Annotated in this window: 13 protein-coding genes; 5 read left to right on the forward strand and 8 right to left on the reverse strand. The window is 43.4% G+C overall.

Translation table 11 applies throughout. The annotated features are described in order from the left end of the window. Positions 1 to 52: 52 nt before the first annotated feature. The 7 genes from rlmN to KO473_RS13755 form a co-directional block, all read right to left on the reverse strand. Complete coding sequence (gene rlmN, locus KO473_RS13725) at positions 53 to 1,087, reverse strand: 23S rRNA (adenine(2503)-C(2))-methyltransferase RlmN (RefSeq protein ID WP_005818682.1); 1,035 nt, start codon at positions 1,085 to 1,087, stop codon at positions 53 to 55. Positions 1,088 to 1,264: 177 nt separating this feature from the next. Beyond that, positions 1,265 to 3,403: a peptidylprolyl isomerase gene (locus KO473_RS13730; protein WP_005775820.1), complete on the reverse strand. Its 2,139-nt coding sequence runs from the start codon at positions 3,401 to 3,403 to the stop codon at positions 1,265 to 1,267. Positions 3,404 to 3,523: 120 nt separating this feature from the next. Further along, on the reverse strand, positions 3,524 to 4,780 hold the full coding sequence (locus tag KO473_RS13735; protein ID WP_005809954.1) for a hemolysin family protein: 1,257 nt from the start codon (positions 4,778 to 4,780) through the stop codon (positions 3,524 to 3,526). Positions 4,781 to 4,782: 2 nt separating this feature from the next. After that, positions 4,783 to 5,400 carry an LPS export ABC transporter periplasmic protein LptC gene (gene lptC / locus KO473_RS13740; RefSeq protein WP_005809955.1) on the reverse strand — a complete coding sequence of 206 codons (618 nt, stop codon included), beginning with the start codon at positions 5,398 to 5,400 and terminating at the stop codon, positions 4,783 to 4,785. 4 nt (positions 5,401 to 5,404) lie between these two features. Then, positions 5,405 to 6,730, reverse strand: coding sequence for a hypothetical protein (locus tag KO473_RS13745; RefSeq protein ID WP_005775816.1), 1,326 nt, complete (start codon positions 6,728 to 6,730; stop codon positions 5,405 to 5,407). Between the two features lie 45 nt (positions 6,731 to 6,775). Further along, positions 6,776 to 8,050 (reverse strand): hypothetical protein, encoded by a 1,275-nt coding sequence (locus KO473_RS13750; protein WP_122130466.1) that lies wholly within the window; start codon positions 8,048 to 8,050, stop codon positions 6,776 to 6,778. Continuing rightward, positions 8,037 to 8,768, reverse strand: a complete 732-nt coding sequence (locus KO473_RS13755; RefSeq protein WP_005775814.1) for a type III pantothenate kinase — start codon at positions 8,766 to 8,768, stop codon at positions 8,037 to 8,039. Before KO473_RS13755 ends, KO473_RS13750 begins: the two co-directional genes overlap by 14 nt. 505 nt (positions 8,769 to 9,273) lie before the next feature. Between KO473_RS13755 and KO473_RS13760 the strand changes: the two genes are divergently transcribed. The 5 genes from KO473_RS13760 to KO473_RS13780 all read left to right on the forward strand — a co-directional run bounded on the left by KO473_RS13760 (position 9,274) and on the right by KO473_RS13780 (position 17,240). Beyond that, positions 9,274 to 10,500 carry a DUF4105 domain-containing protein gene (locus KO473_RS13760; RefSeq protein WP_005775812.1) on the forward strand — a complete coding sequence of 409 codons (1,227 nt, stop codon included), beginning with the start codon at positions 9,274 to 9,276 and terminating at the stop codon, positions 10,498 to 10,500. Beyond that, complete coding sequence (locus KO473_RS13765; RefSeq protein WP_005775810.1) at positions 10,497 to 12,071, forward strand: alkaline phosphatase family protein; 1,575 nt, start codon at positions 10,497 to 10,499, stop codon at positions 12,069 to 12,071. Before KO473_RS13760 ends, KO473_RS13765 begins: the two co-directional genes overlap by 4 nt. A gap of 107 nt (positions 12,072 to 12,178) precedes the next feature. Then, positions 12,179 to 15,508 (forward strand): preprotein translocase subunit SecA, encoded by a 3,330-nt coding sequence (secA, locus tag KO473_RS13770; RefSeq protein WP_005775809.1) that lies wholly within the window; start codon positions 12,179 to 12,181, stop codon positions 15,506 to 15,508. 120 nt (positions 15,509 to 15,628) lie between these two features. Beyond that, the gene (locus KO473_RS13775; protein WP_005818678.1) at positions 15,629 to 16,729 is read left to right on the forward strand and encodes a DUF6340 family protein; all 1,101 of its coding nucleotides are present in this window, start codon (positions 15,629 to 15,631) and stop codon (positions 16,727 to 16,729) included. A 64-nt stretch (positions 16,730 to 16,793) separates the two neighbouring features. Further along, complete coding sequence (locus tag KO473_RS13780; protein ID WP_005775807.1) at positions 16,794 to 17,240, forward strand: hypothetical protein; 447 nt, start codon at positions 16,794 to 16,796, stop codon at positions 17,238 to 17,240. Between the two features lie 93 nt (positions 17,241 to 17,333). Here KO473_RS13780 and KO473_RS13785 read toward each other — a convergent pair whose 3' ends face one another. Beyond that, positions 17,334 to 18,893, reverse strand: coding sequence for an arylsulfatase (locus KO473_RS13785; protein WP_032531816.1), 1,560 nt, complete (start codon positions 18,891 to 18,893; stop codon positions 17,334 to 17,336). Between the last annotated feature and the right edge of the window lie 37 nt (positions 18,894 to 18,930).

The following is an 18,930-nucleotide window of genomic DNA, read 5'->3' on the forward strand; positions in this document are numbered from 1 at the left end:
CAAAACTACGAAATCACCGTATACATATAGTCTACGAAGCTGATAATTTATATTAATTCTTGTCACTCTCTTCCTGCTTGGCAGTCGATAACATACCACAGGCAGCAAAAATATCTTCTCCCCTTGAAGCGCGAATCGTAGTAAACAATCCGTGCGACGTCAGATAATCACGAAATGCCGTCATAGTCTCCATATCGGCACCTTCAAGATCCACTCCGGGAATGGCATGAAAGCGAATCAGATTCATCCGGCAATCAAGCCCACGAAGTAACTTTACCAGCTCTTTGGCATAAATCAACGAATCATTGACGCCTTTAAAAACAATGTATTCAAACGAAAGTCTGCGTTGTTTACTAAAATCATAGTTTTTTAACAGATCGACCATCTCTTTTATCGAGAAGGCTCTTTCGGCAGGCATCAACTCTGAACGCTGTGAAGGAAAGGGAGAATGCAGGCTGATGGCCAGATGGCACTCGCTTTCTTCAATAAAACGCTGTAGTCCCTTCCGTAACCCCACCGACGACAAAGTTATACGTTTTGGACTCCAACCGTATCCATACGAAGCTGTCAGGATATGCAATGCTTTTAAAACTTCATCCAAGTTGTCAAGCGGTTCACCCATCCCCATCATAACGACATTAGTCAACTTGTCCCGCTCCGGCAATGCCGCGATCTGATTTAAAATCTGATTGGCAGTCAGACTTGCTGTAAATCCTTGCTTGCCCGTCATGCAAAATTTGCAGTTCATTTTACACCCCACCTGGGAAGACACACACAGTGTCGCCCGGTCTTCATCAGGAATATATACCGCTTCAACAAAATGGTTCTCTCCCACGCGATAAAGATACTTCACCGTACCATCTATGGAACGCATAGCATCCACGGGTGCGACTACTCCCAAATCGTACTCGCCTTTCAGCAATTCTCTATGCTTCAACGACAAATTAGTCATTTCGTCAATAGAAGTCACTTTTTTATCGTACAACCAGGAAGCTATCTGTTTGGCCGCAAAAGCCGGCATCCCCAAGTCTTTGGTAACAGATTGCAATTCGGTAAGAGTCATTCCTAAAAGCGGATATTTGGGCATATTTACTACAAATATTTATTTATTCATGCAAATGTAAGGAATAAAAGTTGATTTTTGAAAAGAGAAAGGACAAAAGTTAATAAGAAGAAGGAAAGAGAGAACAAAAAGAAAAGGCCATTCCACAAGGAATGACCTTTTATCTATAAAACTATTTTCTGAAGAAAACGAGTCTTGTTTTTAGAAGAACAGGTAACGCTTGTCTTTTACATCACCTTTCAGATAAAGATCGTTCATGAAACGGGCAGCCAGACGGGCATGCATATTTTCCAGAGTAACCTCCTCTGCCTTGGCATCGAATGTTTCATTCAACTTATCTTTGGCATATACCTGCAATACAAATACACCGCCATTACCTTTGATAGGAGCGCTCAGTTTATTAATATCGGCTACCGATGCATAAGCACCTACCAGCGGTTCGCTACTACGCAAAGCAGCTACATAGGCAGGAGCCGCAAATGTTACGTGTTTCACTGAATCGCTCACTGCATTGGCCATTGATTTATACTGATCGAAAGAAGTTGCATTGGCAGCCTTCATGTCAGCCATAATTTTTTCAGCCTTCTTATCACGAATGATTTCTGCTCTTAACTGATCCTGAACCTGAGCCAAAGGACGATAACCTTCTTCGATCACGTTAACCAGGCCGACAACCAGCATACGATCGCTCTCACCACATTCATACAAACCGGAAACTTCACCGGGTTTTGCAGCAAATGTCCATTTCAGAGCTTCTTTGGTTCCTCTGATACCACCGATTCCGTGTTCCGAGCTATACAAATCATTTCTTTCAAGCAATTTATAACCTGCTTCTTCAGCATTAGCCGCCATCTTTTCTACCGTCGGATTGGCTGCGATAAACTGACTGAAGTCATTATATGCCTTATTATAAGTTTCTTTGCTGAAGTCAACTGCGCGTTTGATTACGGCAACTTTATATTTATCTTTCACAGCTTTCTTGTCAGTAACCTGCAAAATGATGTTACCCTGTCCCAATGCTACATTAGAGAGTTCGTTCACTCCCAAGTTGTTGATCGTGGTGATAAACTTCAGGTTGTCACCATCAATCTGTGCATTTTCGTAGTTAGCAGAAGAAATCCAGTTGGATTCACCTGTCTGTCCATACTTTTTAGCCAAAGCGGTGAAGTCGGCCCCACCTTTAATTGCTGTATAAATACTATCAGCCAAAACTTTTGTTTTAGCAGCATCTTCAGCATAAACCTGAATCTGACGGAACTGTACAGAATCGGCAGCAGCCACTTTAGACAAAACCTTGAAAGAGTTAATGGTATTATCACCGGCATTATAATAAGGACCATATACCTGTCCCACTGAGGCTGAATCCATCCGTGCAACTACATCTGACGGAAAAGCTCTTTTAGTATAATACAAATCAACGTAAGGATATTCAGATCCTGTCGAACGGATGAAAGTAGTATAATCACCATTAGCAGTAGCCAACTGATTTGTATAATCAGTCACTTCCTGCTGAATAGCCGCTTTATCTTCCGCACTGGCAGTCACCTGTACGTCGATATATTTGATATTGCGTGTTTCAACATATTGTTTGAACTGTTCTTTCTTCTTATTATAGAGATCTTTCAGCTCTGACTCTTTCACTGTAATGGTAGAATCAACAATTGAAGAATAAGGCACAGCAGCCAACAGTACATCCGATTGGTTCACTCTTGCATCGAAAGCATCTTGTGCTTCAACCGGGTTAGAGAAAAGAGCCTTTGTCACCAATGCCTGATATTTTTCAGCCAGACGGCTCTGAATCAGAGTTTTTTCAACGAATGACCAAAGTTTATGCATGCCTTCATAGTATTCTACATATTGAGACGGCATCTTAGTTTTGTCCATTTTAGAATAGTCAGACAAAAATTTCTTCAACATATCTTTATCGAAAGCACCCGTTTGCGGATTGCGGAACGGAGTCTGTTGCAGCAACGGATTCACACCTTCGTTGATGATAGACTGAATTTCAGCCTTTGAAACTGTAATCCCCAGCTTCTTCGCTTCTTTTTCAATCAGTTTATTGTTCACGTAGCTACGCCATACTTCGTCTTTCACCTGATTGGTTTGTTCATCGTTCAATGAACTCATTCCGCTGGAGAACTTGATGACTTCAGTATATTCTTCTACCATATTCTGGTAGTCCTGAGCAGAAAGAGTTTCTCCGTTGACTTCGCCTACATCATGCGACTGGTGTGGCTGGAGAACTTTCCAGGCATCGCCCGCAATGAAAGCAAACAAAGCCAAACCAATAACGATCACCAACAGGGGTCCTTTGGATCTAATGTTTTGTAATGTTGCCATTTTGATTAATACGATTTATTTGTTATTATTATTTTCTTCATCTTTGGTTTTAGCGCACGAAGATACAAAAAATGCTAATATGCATCTATTTATTAGCTAAAAAATTACAGTTATCGATCATTATTCCATCACTTTCAGCCGAACAAGTTCGATTTTCGTTGCTGTAACCTTAATTATTTTAAACTGATATTTACCCACGGATACCAATTCGTGCAATTTTGGGAAACTCTGATACTGATTCAAGATTAATCCTCCCACTGTCAGATAGTCATCGGACTCCGGGAGGTCCAAATCGAAAGTTTCATTTACTTTCTCTATTTCAAGACGGGCCGAAAGCACATATTCATGTTCTCCGATTTGCTTGCAGATATAGGAAGTATTGTCATGTTCATCCTCTATGTCACCAAAAATTTCTTCAACAAGATCTTCCAGACTGACAATGCCCGAAGTTCCTCCGAACTCATCCACTACTACGGCAATAGTCTTCTTTTGCTGCATAAACAGTTTCATCAGCTTATGGGCAGCCATTGTTTCGGGCACAATAGGTACCTCTTTCACATGGTCGCGCCAGTCTTTCGGGTTACGGAACATTTCCGACGAATGAATGTACCCCACGACATTGTCTATGTTTCCGTCATAAACAATTATTTTTGATATTCCGGATTCCACAAACCGGTTTTTAAGTTCCTCAAGCGAGGTATCCAATGCAACGGCTACTACTTCCGTACGGGGAACAATGCAATCTCGTATTTTAACCGTCGAAAAATCGAGAGCATTCTGAAAGATTTTCACTTCTGTATCCAGGGTCTCTTCGCTTTCGGCATTATCTATACTCGACTGGACAAAATAATCGAGGTCTACTTTTCCAAAAGCTTTTGCCGAAGCCTCCTTATTCACTTTCATCCCGAACAGGCGAAGGAAAAGATAAGAAACTCCCGACGAGAATTTGGATATCGGATAAAGAATGATATAACAGATAAAAAGAGGAAGCGCACATACATTCAGAACCAGATTCGGATTGATCTTAAAAAGTGTTTTTGGCAAGAACTCTCCTGTTACCAGGATAATCAATGTAGAAATAACGGTCTGTATCAATACCATCACAAAATGATTGGTAATCCACCCGGCCAGCAAATTATCACCGATAATCTGTGCCATCAATATACCATAGATAACCAAAGCAATGTTATTCCCGACCAACATGGTAGAAATAAAATCATTCGGGTTCCGGAAGAAAAGCGAAAGAATACGAGACGACACTCCCCCTTTCCTATCCATTTCAAAACGAAGTTTGTCTACCGAAACAAAAGCAATCTCCATACCGGAAAAGAAGGCGGAGAATGCCATGGTTATCAACAGGTAAATAATGATACTCATAACTAATTTACAGAATCTGTTTTTGCCTTTTCGGCATCTTGATCAACATAAAATATACCGGCAATATTGTGAACAACTGGCTTCAGAAATCGGTCATCCGACTCAAAACCATATCCGGTTATCACCTGATCGGGCTGCTCCATCTGGACAAATTTATCGGTATATACTTTCTTGGTGGCTTCATTCCAGTATAATAATTCGGTACTGACATGATCTCCTTTCAGACTTTTAATGTCTACATTCCCAATAAGCTTCCAAAGCCGGTCACGGTCGTAATAATAAGCCGTATCTGCCTTTATACTTGCATCTACATGAAACAAGGAGTCGAACTGCTCCAAATAAATTCCCTTCTCAAAGGCCCAATACGAGGGTTTCTTCTTGTCAAAAATCAGCCACTCTTCAGTATTGACCCGATAACGCGTAACTCCGGAATCGGATATAAGAGTCGTCACCCCTCGCGTGTCCATGACAGGCAGGGAATCCCGTTCGGTAATGGCATCGGCCATTGCCTTATTTCTTCCGCCACAGGAAGAAAATAAAAGAAGCATAACAATTGCCCCGAAGACAATTGTTATGCTCAAACTTTTATTTAATAAACTGTTACTTTGTTGTCGCAACATAAATTTATCTGATCGTTGTAGTCTCTCCAATCCAGCCACCGATAGTGATGCGGTCACCAGCTTTGTAACCCAACATGAACAAGTCTTTAGCCTGCGGAGTATAAGCGGAATATCTACCGATCATTTTGTTAGCCTCTTCTGCAACACTCGGATCTACAGATTTAGCTTTCTGCAACTTATCAATAACCACAAAATAAGTACACTTATTCAATGCTGATTCATCACTCCAGTTCGGACTCATTGCATACAGGTTAGCAATAAGGATATAAGGAGCACCGTAGTTTTCATTGAAACTGATTGCTTTCTGAGCATATGATCTTGCCTGAGATAACTTCTTAGCAGTAGTTAAAACACTGGCAGCAGCATAAGCTTTTTCCGCTTTCTTCGCATTATCCGTTTCCAGATTAATCGCTTCATCAAAGAACTTCACAGAAGTTTCAATATCCCCCTTCTTATAAGCTTGGTAGGCACATCCTGTAGCAGCTTCAGCTGAAGGCTCTATTTTATACACATAGAATGAAGCTTGTTGATAGGCTTCACTATCTGTACATTTCATCATCTTCATAATGTCGATAACTTTCTTTAAATAAGCCAGATCTGTCTGATTAGCTTCTACTTTGGGAGCATAGATTGCTTGCAGTGATTCACAATCGGCTGTACCGCTATTGATGAACAGAGCTACCAAATTGTCTTTGATACCAGTAAGCGCTTTCTTTGTACTCTCTTTATCAGCAGCAGCTATGGCAGCGTCCACATATTCGGATGCACTCAGGTAATCCTGAATAAACTGTTCTTTGTGGGCAGGATCTGTTTTCAGTTTATCATGTGACATCTGCAGGAAGTAGAATATAGTAGCTCCCGAAGATTCACCTTTTACAGCATCTACCGACTTTTTCAGCCACTCATAAGCTTGGTTTACATCCATTTTAGGAGCAAAGGCAATATAATCAACAGCCTTGATCCCCAAAGCTTCGTCCTCTGATGATACTTTCACACCTTTTCCCAAAAATTCCTGAGTATACTTCATACGAAGATCATGGGTATTCATCAACTCGTCAAAATACTGTTTGTATTCAGCAGAATTTCTGTCTTTGATCTGTCCCAGCAACCCTTTCAGAATTTTATAACCGTCTGTGAAGGTATAGAAACGAAGAGTCGGACAGTTCTCCAAAACAGCTTTCCACGGAGTATAGGCATCTTTAAAGTTGCCTGCTTTCACCGCTTCGTGAGAAATACTACTGTTCGAATTACAATTAGCGTCGTCCTGTGCTACCACAGTTGTTGCTCCCGCCGAAAGAAACAACACAGCCACAAGCGTTTTAATTTTCATTGTATCTAAATTTTAGTTGTTATATAATACCGTCTATTCTTTCTGTTATTTTACTTTACGTTTGAAGAACCAGCCTTCATTAAAGGTAATTCCAAGACTCAACCGCAATGTATTTTCATCTACCATACCAGCTCTCAGTCCGTGTACTTTAATGTATTGGGCTGAAACATTGATTAGCGAACGTGACCCCGGAAGCGGTAACCCCAAACCGGCTGTCACTCCATACTCACGAGAAGCTCTCTCCCCCCCTATCTTATAGTAGGGTTCCGAATAATATCCGCCAACACGATATTTAATATGTGCCAGATAACTGCGTGAAAAACGATTCGGCATATATTCGGCACCTACTGAAATTTTCATTGCATCGCAAAAGGCGTTAGGTTGATTCATATAGGTTACATCTCCCCATTTCTGCAAATTAAAATCTGCACCAATGATCAGACGTTTGTCATATTCGTAGGTGAGTCCCACTCCAAAACTGTTTGGTGTCCCATAGGTGGCCACCGTATCGATAGTGCTCACCGCAACTGTCTGGTTACTATTGGAATTGGTAAGTGTTGCCCTTTGCACATAAGCTTCATTATGCAAATCTTTTTTAGGTGAGAACACAACTCCTAAAGTAACAGCATGTTTTCTGCCAAACTGTTGTGTATACTGTGCCCCAAAATCCAATTTATAGTCGCGAACGGACAAATAATCAACATTTTGAAAAGTAAAAGCATTTTCATTATTCGGGAAAGCAATGCGTGCCGTACGTGTTATTTCACCCCAAAAGTAAGACACATTCGCACCGACAGACAAATTTTTAAGCACTTTCACTCCAAAACCTACATAAAGCTGATGCAACCCGCCGTCTCCGGAAAATGTAGTCACATTCTGCGCATCTTCCGACGCAACGTCTTTATCTGCTTTTGCCATGCTATAGCCGACACTCGAATAAGGCAACAAACCAATACTCATGGCTATCCATTTTTGCAAACGGAACTGCATGGCGATGTAGTCAAAACTTGAATTTTTCGCATTCAGCTTTGTTCCTTCACTACTGAAGTTGGTATTTTGCATCGAAAACCCTCCGTCGAAAAGAAAAGTCAACGAATCAATCGCTGTGTAAGAAGCAGGATTTAACGGATTAATATGTGATCCATTGCGCAACCCATAAGCAATCCCTCCCATTGCTTTACTATTTGCAAATGCCTGATCAGCCAACTGACCATAGCCATATCGTGTATAAGGAGAGTTTGTATTATTTTGAGCGATTGCCACTCCGGGTAATAATATCGTGAGCAGAAGCGCACAAAGTGTCTGTTTATATCCTACCATTATTATAGTTTAATATTCTATTTAATCCTTTCAACACTAAAAATCTATCTGCAAAGATGACACTTTTTAATTTCGTATCAAAAGAAAAATCATCTCCGCCCGTTAAAAAAACCAAAAGTTCAGGATATTTATGCTTCATAGCCGTAATATACCCTGCAATTTCGTATTCTATCCCTTTTTTCACTCCGGAACGAATGGCTGTTTCAGTATCTTTTCCCATATCCGGCAGGCGTCCTTCCGCATTGATCAAAGGCAAACGCCCGGTGAACTGATGAAGCGCTTTGAGACGCATCCATAATCCGGGCGAAATATTTCCACCATGATATTGCCCCAAAGAGTCAATAAATTCATAAGTGATACATGTACCCGCATCAATCACCAGAATGTCTTTACCGGGAAACTGATCGTTGGCCGCTACAACAGCAGCCATCCGGTCATAGCCGAGAGTTTCAGGTGTTTCATACAGATTCGTTACCGGAAGCGGCGTATTGCAATTCAACCATAAAATGGGTACAGGGAGCTTACCCAACTGAGCCAACACACATTCGTTTAAGTCTATAACAGTGGCAACAATCGCTTTTCGAACATTATATTTGCTGCAAACTGCCTCTAAACAATCCAGAGATTGATTAGAATCGTAAACAACTTCTACCATAGAAGTTTGGTCAAAAAGCGCTACCTTGGCTACTGTATTTCCAATATCGATAATTAAGTTCACTTTCTCTCTGTTTGAGGGTGCAAAGATAAGGGATAAAATTTATTTGCATACTGAAATAAGAAATAAAAAGCATTGGGAGGCAAAGAAAAGCCCCCAAAAGACGACTTGACGAGCTATCGAAGAAACACGTTTTAAAACAGAAAACCCGCCTGAAAAGCACACGAAAAGGAAGGCAGAAAACCCAAAACCAAACATCCAGTTTTCACCATTGATTAGCAACGCCTTACGTATGTATAAAAACCCAGAAAAACCTACAATACAATACAGAACAATACAATACAGAACATAACAATAACAGAAGAAACAAGATACCGCCGCTGCCGATGCCATCCCCGGTAAACTTATCACAAAAAGATTTGTAGCCCGGCACTCCGGTCCCCGTAGCCCGGCGGTCGGATGTATGCAGCCCGGCGCTCCGACACAAACAGCCCGGCGGTCGGGAAAAAGTGACAGATTTATTCACTTAATCGAGTATTTTATCCCGCAAAAGCAGTATCTTTGCCACATGAACTCAAAGTTGCGACATTTGCTCCTGATATTTTTTTCTTTCTTCACCATCCTGACATGGGGAACAGAGAGTCCATCCTCGCCTGATTCTGTCCGAATCAGCCTGCTGACGTGCGCTCCGGGGGAAGAAATCTATTCGTTATTCGGACATACTGCCATCCGCTATGAAGAACCGGCACGGGGTATCGATAGGGTGTACAACTACGGCCTGTTCAGTTTCAACACCCCTAACTTTACGCTACGTTTTGCACTCGGCAATGCCGACTACCGGTTGGGAGTGGAAGATTACCGTCATTTTGCCGTCGAATATGAATACTTCGGACGCAGTGTATGGCAGCAGACGCTCAATCTGACAGCCGAAGAACAACAACAGTTAATCACCCTTCTGGAAGAAAATTACCGCCCGGAAAACCGGATATACCGCTATAATTTTTTCTACGATAATTGTGCTACCCGACCACGGGACAAAGTGGAAGAGAGCCTGCAAAAAAGTGGCAGCCAACTGCTCTTCAGCAATACATATACCGAAAATAACGAGACTAAATCTTATCGAGATATTGTTCACCAATACACGAAAGGACACCCCTGGGCACAATTCGGAATCGACTTCTGCATCGGCAGCCAGGCCGACCGCCCCATCAGCGAAAGACAAATGATGTTCTCACCATTCTATCTGATGGATGCTTTTGACAAAGCGCGCATCGTTAACGCATCCGAAAACAGACCGTTAGTGACCGCCACTCAAAAAATTATCGACTGCGAACCGGACGTATCCGCACCTGCAGAAAGTGACATCTGGGATACACTTACCCCCATCCGCCTATCTCTTCTGTTTTTTATCGGCATCGGCATAGCTACGGTCTATGGCCTGCGAAAAAAGAAAAGTCTTTGGGGACTGGATATAGCAGTATTCGCCGCAGCAGGTATCGCAGGATGCATTATTGCTTTCCTTGCTCTTTTCTCCGAGCATCCCACGGTGGGGGCGAATTACTTGTTATTTGTCTTTCACCCGGGACATCTGCTCTGCCTCCCTTTCTTCATAAACGATGAACGGAAGCAGCGCAAAAGTAGGTATCATCTGCTGAATTGCATGGTTTTAACACTTTTTATAGCGTTTTTCCCTGTAATACCACAAAATTTCGACTTAGCAGTATTACCTTTGGCACTCAGTTTGCTGATACGTTCTGCAAGCAACCTTATACTGACATACAAAAAAGCTAAATGAAAGGACTATTAACCTCCATACTGACCGTACTTACTTTTACCGGGCTGCAAGCCCAGCCACTTCCCACTACTCCGAAATTAGTGGTGGGACTTACAATCGACCAGTTACGTACGGACTATCTGGAAGCTTTTTCAACTTTGTATGGCGACAAAGGCTTCAGGCGGCTTTGGAAAGAAGGACGCGTATTCCGGAATGCCGAATATACTTTCTGTGGCACAGACCGCGCATCGGCCATCGCAGCCATTTATACAGGCACCACTCCTTCGGTCAACGGAATCATCGGTAAACGCTGGATGGATGTGTCGATCCTGCGCACCGTGAGTTGTGTAGACGATCCTTCATTTATGGGTAATTACACGAATGAAAGTTCTTCTCCTTCACATCTCCTGACCTCAACAATTGCCGACGAACTCAAAATAGCTACCCGCAACGAAGGATTAGTATATGCTATCGCCCCCTTCCGTGACGCTGCCATTCTTGCAGCCGGACATGCCGGAAATGGCGCATTCTGGCTCAACAATACTACCGGAAAATGGTGCGGAACAACTTATTATAGTGAATTTCCATGGTGGGTGAGCCAATATAACGATCGGAATGCCGTAGACTTCCGCATTGCCGATATGACGTGGACTCCTGTCCACCCCATGCAAAATTACACATTCCTACCCGAATGGAGGGACGCAGCCTTTAAATATAAATTTGACGATGACCGCATCAATAAATACAAACGGCTGATTACAAGCCCTTTTATCAACGATGAAGTTAACTTGCTGACCGAGGAGCTTCTGGATAAGAGCACAATGGGAAAAGACAATACTCCCGACATGCTCTCACTCACCTATTACGCCGGCAATTATGCTCACAAAAGCGTACAGGAATGCGCTATGGAGATGCAGGATACCTACGTTCGCCTCGACCGCAGCATTGCTTCTTTGCTGGATATCATCGACAAGAAAGTAGGCTTACAGAACGTTGTCTTCTTTATCACTTCCACCGGATATACCGATACTGAATCGGCAGACCGGGGACTCTACCGGGTTCCGACCGGAGAGTTCCACCTGAACCGTTGTGCGGCCCTGTTGAACATGTATCTGATGGCTACTTACGGTCAGGGACAATACGTGGAAGCCTACTACGACCAGCAAATTTATCTCAACCATAAACTGATAGAAGAAAAACAACTGGATTTGGCAGATATTCAGGAAAAAGCCGCTGAATTCCTGATCCAGTTTAGTGGGGTAAACGAGGTTTATTCGGGTAAACGCCTGTTATTGGGGGCCTGGACACCGGACATCTCAATGATACGGAATGGCTTCCACCGTAAACGCTCGGGCGATCTGTTGATCGACGTATTGCCGGGCTGGACCATCGTCAATGAAAATACATCCGACCATAAAGTGGTCCGGAAAGCACATATTCCGTCTCCGCTTATTTTTCTGGGCAGTGGCGTAAAACCGGCCGTAATCAACACGCCCGTAACCGTCGACCACATAGCTCCTACCGTAGCTCACATCCTGAGAATACGGGCCCCGAACGCATGCACTGCAACTCCGATTACCGACATCCGGTGACACTTTCCACACAAAAAACAGTGTGCAAAGCGCAAATAAATCAGCATTTTAATGTAACTTTGCGCAGTTGAATCAATTTAGTAAATAATAAACATAAATAATAGATAATGGGATTTAATGAATTTTTAAGCTCGATTTTCGGAAACAAATCCACACGAGACATGAAAGAAATTCAACCCTGGGTAGACAAGATCAAAGCCGCTTACCCAGAGGTTGCTAAGCTTGACAATGACGGCCTCCGTGCAAAAACAGAGGAACTTAAAGAATACATCCGCAACTCGGCAAGCAAAGAACGTGCTAAAGCTGACGAACTCAGAGCAGGCATCGAAAGCGTGGAACTGGAAGACCGCGAAGAAGTATTCGCTCAGATCGACAAAATTGAAAAAGAAATATTAGAGATATACGAAAAAGCACTTGACGAAGTATTGCCGGTAGCTTTCTCCATCGTGAAAGAATCTGCCAAACGTTTCTCTGAAAACGAAGAAATAGTAGTTACAGCTACAGATTTCGACCGCACCCTGGCGGCTACCAAAGACTTCGTACGCATCGAAGGTGACAAAGCCATCTGGCAGAATCATTGGAATGCCGGTGGAAATGACACGGTATGGAACATGGTTCACTACGACGTACAGTTGTTTGGCGGTGTAGTACTGCACAAAGGGAAAATTGCCGAAATGGCGACCGGTGAAGGTAAGACTCTTGTAGCTACGCTTCCCGTATTCCTGAATGCCCTGACCGGAAACGGCGTACATGTAGTAACCGTGAACGACTATCTGGCTAAACGTGACTCCGAATGGATGGGACCGCTTTATATGTTCCACGGACTCAGCGTGGACTGCATCGACCGTCACCAACCCAACTCTGACGCACGCCGTCAGGCTTATTTGGCAGACATCACTTTCGGAACGAACAATGAATTCGGTTTCGACTATCTGCGTGATAATATGGCTATCAGCCCGAAAGACCTTGTACAGCGCCAGCACAACTATGCCATCGTCGACGAGGTGGACTCGGTATTGATTGACGATGCCCGTACTCCGTTGATTATTTCAGGTCCCGTGCCCAAAGGCGAAGACCAACTCTTTGAGCAACTCCGCCCATTGGTAGAACGCCTTGTGGAGAAACAGAAAGAGTTAGCAACTAAATACTTATCGGAGGCTAAGAGACTTATCAACTCGAATGATAAGAAAGAGGTGGAAGAAGGATTTCTCGCTCTGTTCCGCAGCCACAAAGCACTGCCTAAAAATAAGGCATTGATCAAATTCCTCAGTGAACAGGGAATCAAAGCCGGTATGCTGAAAACGGAAGAGATCTACATGGAGCAAAACAACAAACGCATGCATGAAGCAACAGATCCATTGTACTTCGTGATTGACGAAAAGTTGAACAGCGTAGATCTGACAGATAAAGGTGTAGACCTGATCACCGGTAACTCGGAAGATCCGACTTTATTCGTATTGCCGGACATAGCCGCCCAACTTTCGGAATTGGAAAACGAACATGGATTGAGCGACGAACAAAAGCTTGAAAAGAAAGATGCCTTGCTGACCAATTATGCCATCAAGTCAGAACGTGTACACACCATCAACCAGTTGCTGAAGGCATACACCATGTTCGAAAAGGATGATGAGTATGTGGTAATCGACGGACAAGTGAAGATCGTTGACGAACAAACAGGACGTATCATGGAAGGCCGCCGTTACTCAGACGGACTGCATCAGGCCATCGAAGCGAAGGAAGGTGTGAAAGTAGAAGCTGCCACACAAACTTTTGCCACCATCACTCTGCAGAACTACTTCCGTATGTATCATAAACTCTCGGGTATGACTGGTACGGCCGAAACAGAAGCCGGTGAGTTGTGGGACATTTACAAACTGGATGTAGTCGTGATTCCGACCAATCGACCGATTGCCCGCAAAGACATGAATGACCGCGTTTATAAAACAAAACGCGAAAAGTATAAAGCCGTAATCGAAGAAATAGAACAACTGGTACAGGCAGGACGCCCGGTATTGGTGGGTACTACTTCGGTAGAAATCTCCGAGATGCTGAGCAAGATGCTGACCATGCGCAAGATCGAACACAACGTATTGAATGCGAAACTTCACCAGAGGGAGGCAGACATCGTTGCTAAAGCAGGTTTGAGCGGTACGGTAACCATTGCTACAAACATGGCCGGTCGTGGTACGGACATCAAGCTGAGTCCTGAAGTAAAAGCAGCAGGCGGTTTGGCAATCATCGGTACCGAACGTCACGAGTCACGCCGTGTAGACCGTCAGTTGCGCGGACGTGCAGGACGTCAGGGTGACCCGGGTTCATCTGTCTTCTTCGTTTCACTCGAGGACGACCTGATGCGCCTCTTCTCTTCCGACCGTATCGCCAGCGTGATGGATAAACTGGGATTCCAGGAAGGTGAAATGATCGAGCACAAGATGATCTCCAACTCCATCGAGCGTGCACAGAAAAAGGTAGAAGAAAACAACTTCGGTATCCGTAAACGTCTGTTGGAGTATGACGATGTAATGAATAAGCAACGTACGGTTGTTTATACCAAACGCCGCCATGCGCTGATGGGTGAACGTATCGGAATGGATATCGTTAATATGATTTGGGACCGTTGTGCCGCCGCTATCGAGAACAATGCAGACTACGAAGAATGTAAGCTGGACTTGCTCCAAACGCTCGCAATGGAGGTTCCTTTCACAGAAGAAGAGTTCCGCAACGAGAAAAAGGATAAACTGGCAGATAAAACATTCGATGTGGCAATGGCTAACTTCAAGCGCAAGACAGAACGTCTGGCACAGATAGCCAATCCGGTGATCAAGCAAGTGTACGAGAACCAAGGACATATGTACGAAAACATCCTGATTCCGATCACGGACGGAAAACGTATGTACAATATCTCTTGCAACCTGAAAGCTGCTTACGAAAGCGAATCGAAAGAAGTAGTGAAATCATTCGAAAAATCGATCTTGCTCCATGTCATCGACGAGTCTTGGAAAGAAAACTTACGTGAACTGGACGAACTGAAACATTCGGTACAGAACGCAAGTTACGAACAGAAAGATCCGCTATTGATCTATAAACTGGAATCGGTGACTTTGTTTGATAATATGGTAAACAAGATCAATAATCAGACTGTATCCATCCTGATGCGTGGTCAGATTCCTGTAGCCGAACCAACTGAAGAACAGCAAGAAGCGGCCAGACGCGTAGAAGTACGCCAGGCAGCTCCGGAACAACGTCAGGACATGAGCAAATATCGGGAACAAAAACAAGATCTGAGTGATCCGAATCAGCAGGCCGCTGCCCAGCAAGATACGCGCGAAGCCGTGAAACGTGAACCCATCCGTGCCGAAAAAACAGTAGGACGCAATGATCCCTGCCCATGTGGAAGCGGAAAAAAATATAAAAATTGTCACGGACGGAACAGTTAAGTATATAAAGAACCCGTAACTCCTTAATAAAAGCCTTGAACGGTTAAAAACTGTTCGAGGCTTTTCTATATTCAATCAAAATCGTATTTTTGTTCTTTCAGAAAAGTAAAAAAACAGGCTATGACAAAATATCCGTATATTCTGTTCGTATTGCTCCTTGTGTCTTTCAGTTCCTGCCAGACTGTTGAGCAACTTTCCATTGATTATATGCTCCCTGCGGAAATCAGTTTTCCTAACGAGTTGAAACGGGTGGCAATCGTAAATAATGTCAGTGCCACACCTGATAATACCTTACCTCCCAAAGAAAATAAAATAAAAGATAAAAATGAACTCAGCCGGGCAGTATCCTATCACGACGGCCAGCCCGTGCTCACTACCGAGGCACTGGCCAAAGCCATAGCTGAGCAGAATTATTTTAACGAAGTCGTTATTTGTGATTCGGCTCTGCGCGCACGGGACTTCAGACCTCGTGAATCAACCCTCAGCCAAGAAGAGGTCCGGACCTTGACACAGACTTTAGGTGTTGATTTCATCATTTCACTTGAAAACTTGCAAATGAAATCAACACGTGTTTTCAGTTATATTCCCGAATGGAACACTTATTATGGTACATTAGATACTAAAATCTATCCTACGGTGAAGATTTATCTTCCGGGACGGAAAAGCCCGATGGTAACGATCAACAGCAACGACAGCATTTTTTGGGAAGAGTACGGAAATACCGAAGCGTTTGTCCGCTCACGTCTCCCGGATGACAAACAAATGATTCGCGAATCCTCTGAGTTTGCCGGTAGCATTCCGGTAAGCAAGATACTGCCGTACTGGAAAACAGCCTATCGTTATTACTTCATCAGTGGCTCGGTAGCAATGCGCGACGCAGCCGTCTATGTGAAAGAAAATGAATGGGACAAAGCATCAAAACTTTGGGAACAAGCTTTCGAAGCAACTAAAAATGACAAAAAGAAAATGCGTGCAGCTTTCAATCTGGCCCTATACCACGAAATGAAAGATAGTGTGGAAGAAGCAGAGAAATGGGCTATCAAAGCACAGGAATTTGCACGTAAAATAGATAAAATCGATTCACTGAAGAGCAGTGATATAGACTTTAGCAGAATTCCCAACTACTACCTGACCAGCCTTTATGTGAACGAATTGAAGGAAAGGGCCGAGGGATTAGGCAAACTTAAAGGCCAAATGAGTAGATTTAATGATGATTTTTAAAGAAATCATGCAAGGGTTCTTATTTTTTTTATACCTTTGAGCTAAATAAAAAGAGCTAAAAGATATGAAACTTAGTCAGCAGTCACAAGCCATTATCGAATCTGCGATTCAAAAAGCAATTAACAAATATACCTGTGGATGCGAACAGACCATCGTCACAGATATCCATATTCAACCGAACCAAAATTCCGGTGAGCTCTTCATCTATGATGATGAAGATGAAGAATTATCCAGTGTAACCATTGATGAATGGACAGCCTACGAGGGAGATGACTTTTACGAAGATGCTGAAAGAATCTTCCGCACCATGCTCTGCCGTATGAAAGAAGGTGGAAGTTTCGATAAGTTGACTATCCTTAAACCTTATTCTTTCGTATTGGTAGACGAAGATAAAGAGACGATCTCCGACCTTTTGCTTGTAGACGATGATACACTGTTAGTAAATGATGAACTTCTGAAAGGACTGGATAAAGAACTGGACGATTTTCTGAAAAACTTATTGGAAAAATAGTTCCGCCCCCTTCTTGTGATATAACTGAAAGAGGCTATCCGAATAATTCGAATAGCCTCTTTTGGATTGGGTTCATGACGGACATATGGATAATCAATACCTTGTCACCTTGTCCGAATGCGCCTTCAGGTATTCAAAACGATTGATTAGTTCACCCAACTTTTTAGGGTACTTCTCTGCCAGATTCTCCTGCTGACCGATATCCGATTTCAGATTATAGAGTTTATAGCCATAGCCTAAACCGATAAAGTCACCGTCTTCTTTACTATAGGGATTATAATAAGGGGGAATCAGTGCCCAGTCACCCTGACGATAAGCATAATTGAACATCCCTTCGATCACTAACTCTTTACGACCCTTTTTACTCTTACCTAAAAAAGCATCCATCGTATTCTGACTATCCACTTCATCAGGATAACTTTGTCCCAGAAGTGAAGCAAATGAAGCTAATAGATCCATCTGGCAAACAAATACATCTGATACCTGAGGCTTCACCCTGGCCGGCCAGCGAAGCATAAATGGTATACGGGTTCCCCCATCAAACATGCTTGTTTTACCCCCGCGTAAGGGCCCGGCTATTTGGTGATCACCCACCAATTCAACAGCATCATCTTTGTAGCCATCATCAAGTACCGGACCGTTGTCACTTGTCAGAATCACGATGGTATTCTCTGCCAATCCCAGTTTATCCAATTCTTTCAGAAATTGATCTACACACCAATCAGCTTCCAGAATCACGTCGCCACGAGGCCCCATACCCGACTTCCCGACAAAACGTTCGTTAGGCACACGAGGTACATGCGGTTGATGAAGTCCATAATAGAGAAAGAAAGGTTTATCCTTGTTTTCATCAACAAATTGTTTGGCTTTATCCAGAAATAATCCTGCCATTTCTTCATCTTTCCACTGTGCCGCCTTACCGCCTTTCTGGAAACCAATACGAGGCACCCCATTCACGATGGAACCTGCATGCCCCACACTGGGGTGCATACGCAACAACTCCGGATTGTCTTTACCGGTGGGTTCGCCAGGGAAATTTTTCCGATAATCCACATAAAGAGGGTCATTCGGATCCAGCCCGACCACTTTTCCATTTTCCAGAAAAACACAAGGAACACGATCATTCGTCGCTGCCTGAATGAATGAATAATCGTAACCGATCTCGGCAGCACCAGGATGTACTTCCTTATTCCAGTCTACATGCCCGTCTCCCAGACCGATATGCCATTTACCGACAGAACCGGTAGTATACCCTGCCTGCTTCATCAGTTTTGGCAATGTTATCTTCTGTGGATCAATAATCAACGCGGCATTACCCGGCAAAATCTTAGCTTCGACATTGCTCCAGGGATACTTCCCGGTCATGACCGAATAACGGCTCGGAGTGGACGTAGCTGCGGTACAGAATCCCTGTGTAAACCGAATACCTTCATTGGCTATACGGTCCATGCCCGGAGTCTGTATTCGATGGGCACCATAACAACTTAAGTCTCCGTATCCCAAGTCATCGGCAACAATCAGGATAATGTTGGGCTGTTTTTCTGTTTGTTCTTGTGCAGACTGCGGCGCTCCGGCCAAAGCAGTAGCCGGCAAAGATACCCCCGCTACCACCCCTAAGGTACAGTTTAGCAATTTCATTTTTTCGTTTGTCATATTAAATTTGTTCAAGAGTAATTTCTGATGAGGTCAA

Source organism: Bacteroides sp. HF-4919, from assembly GCF_018860125.1.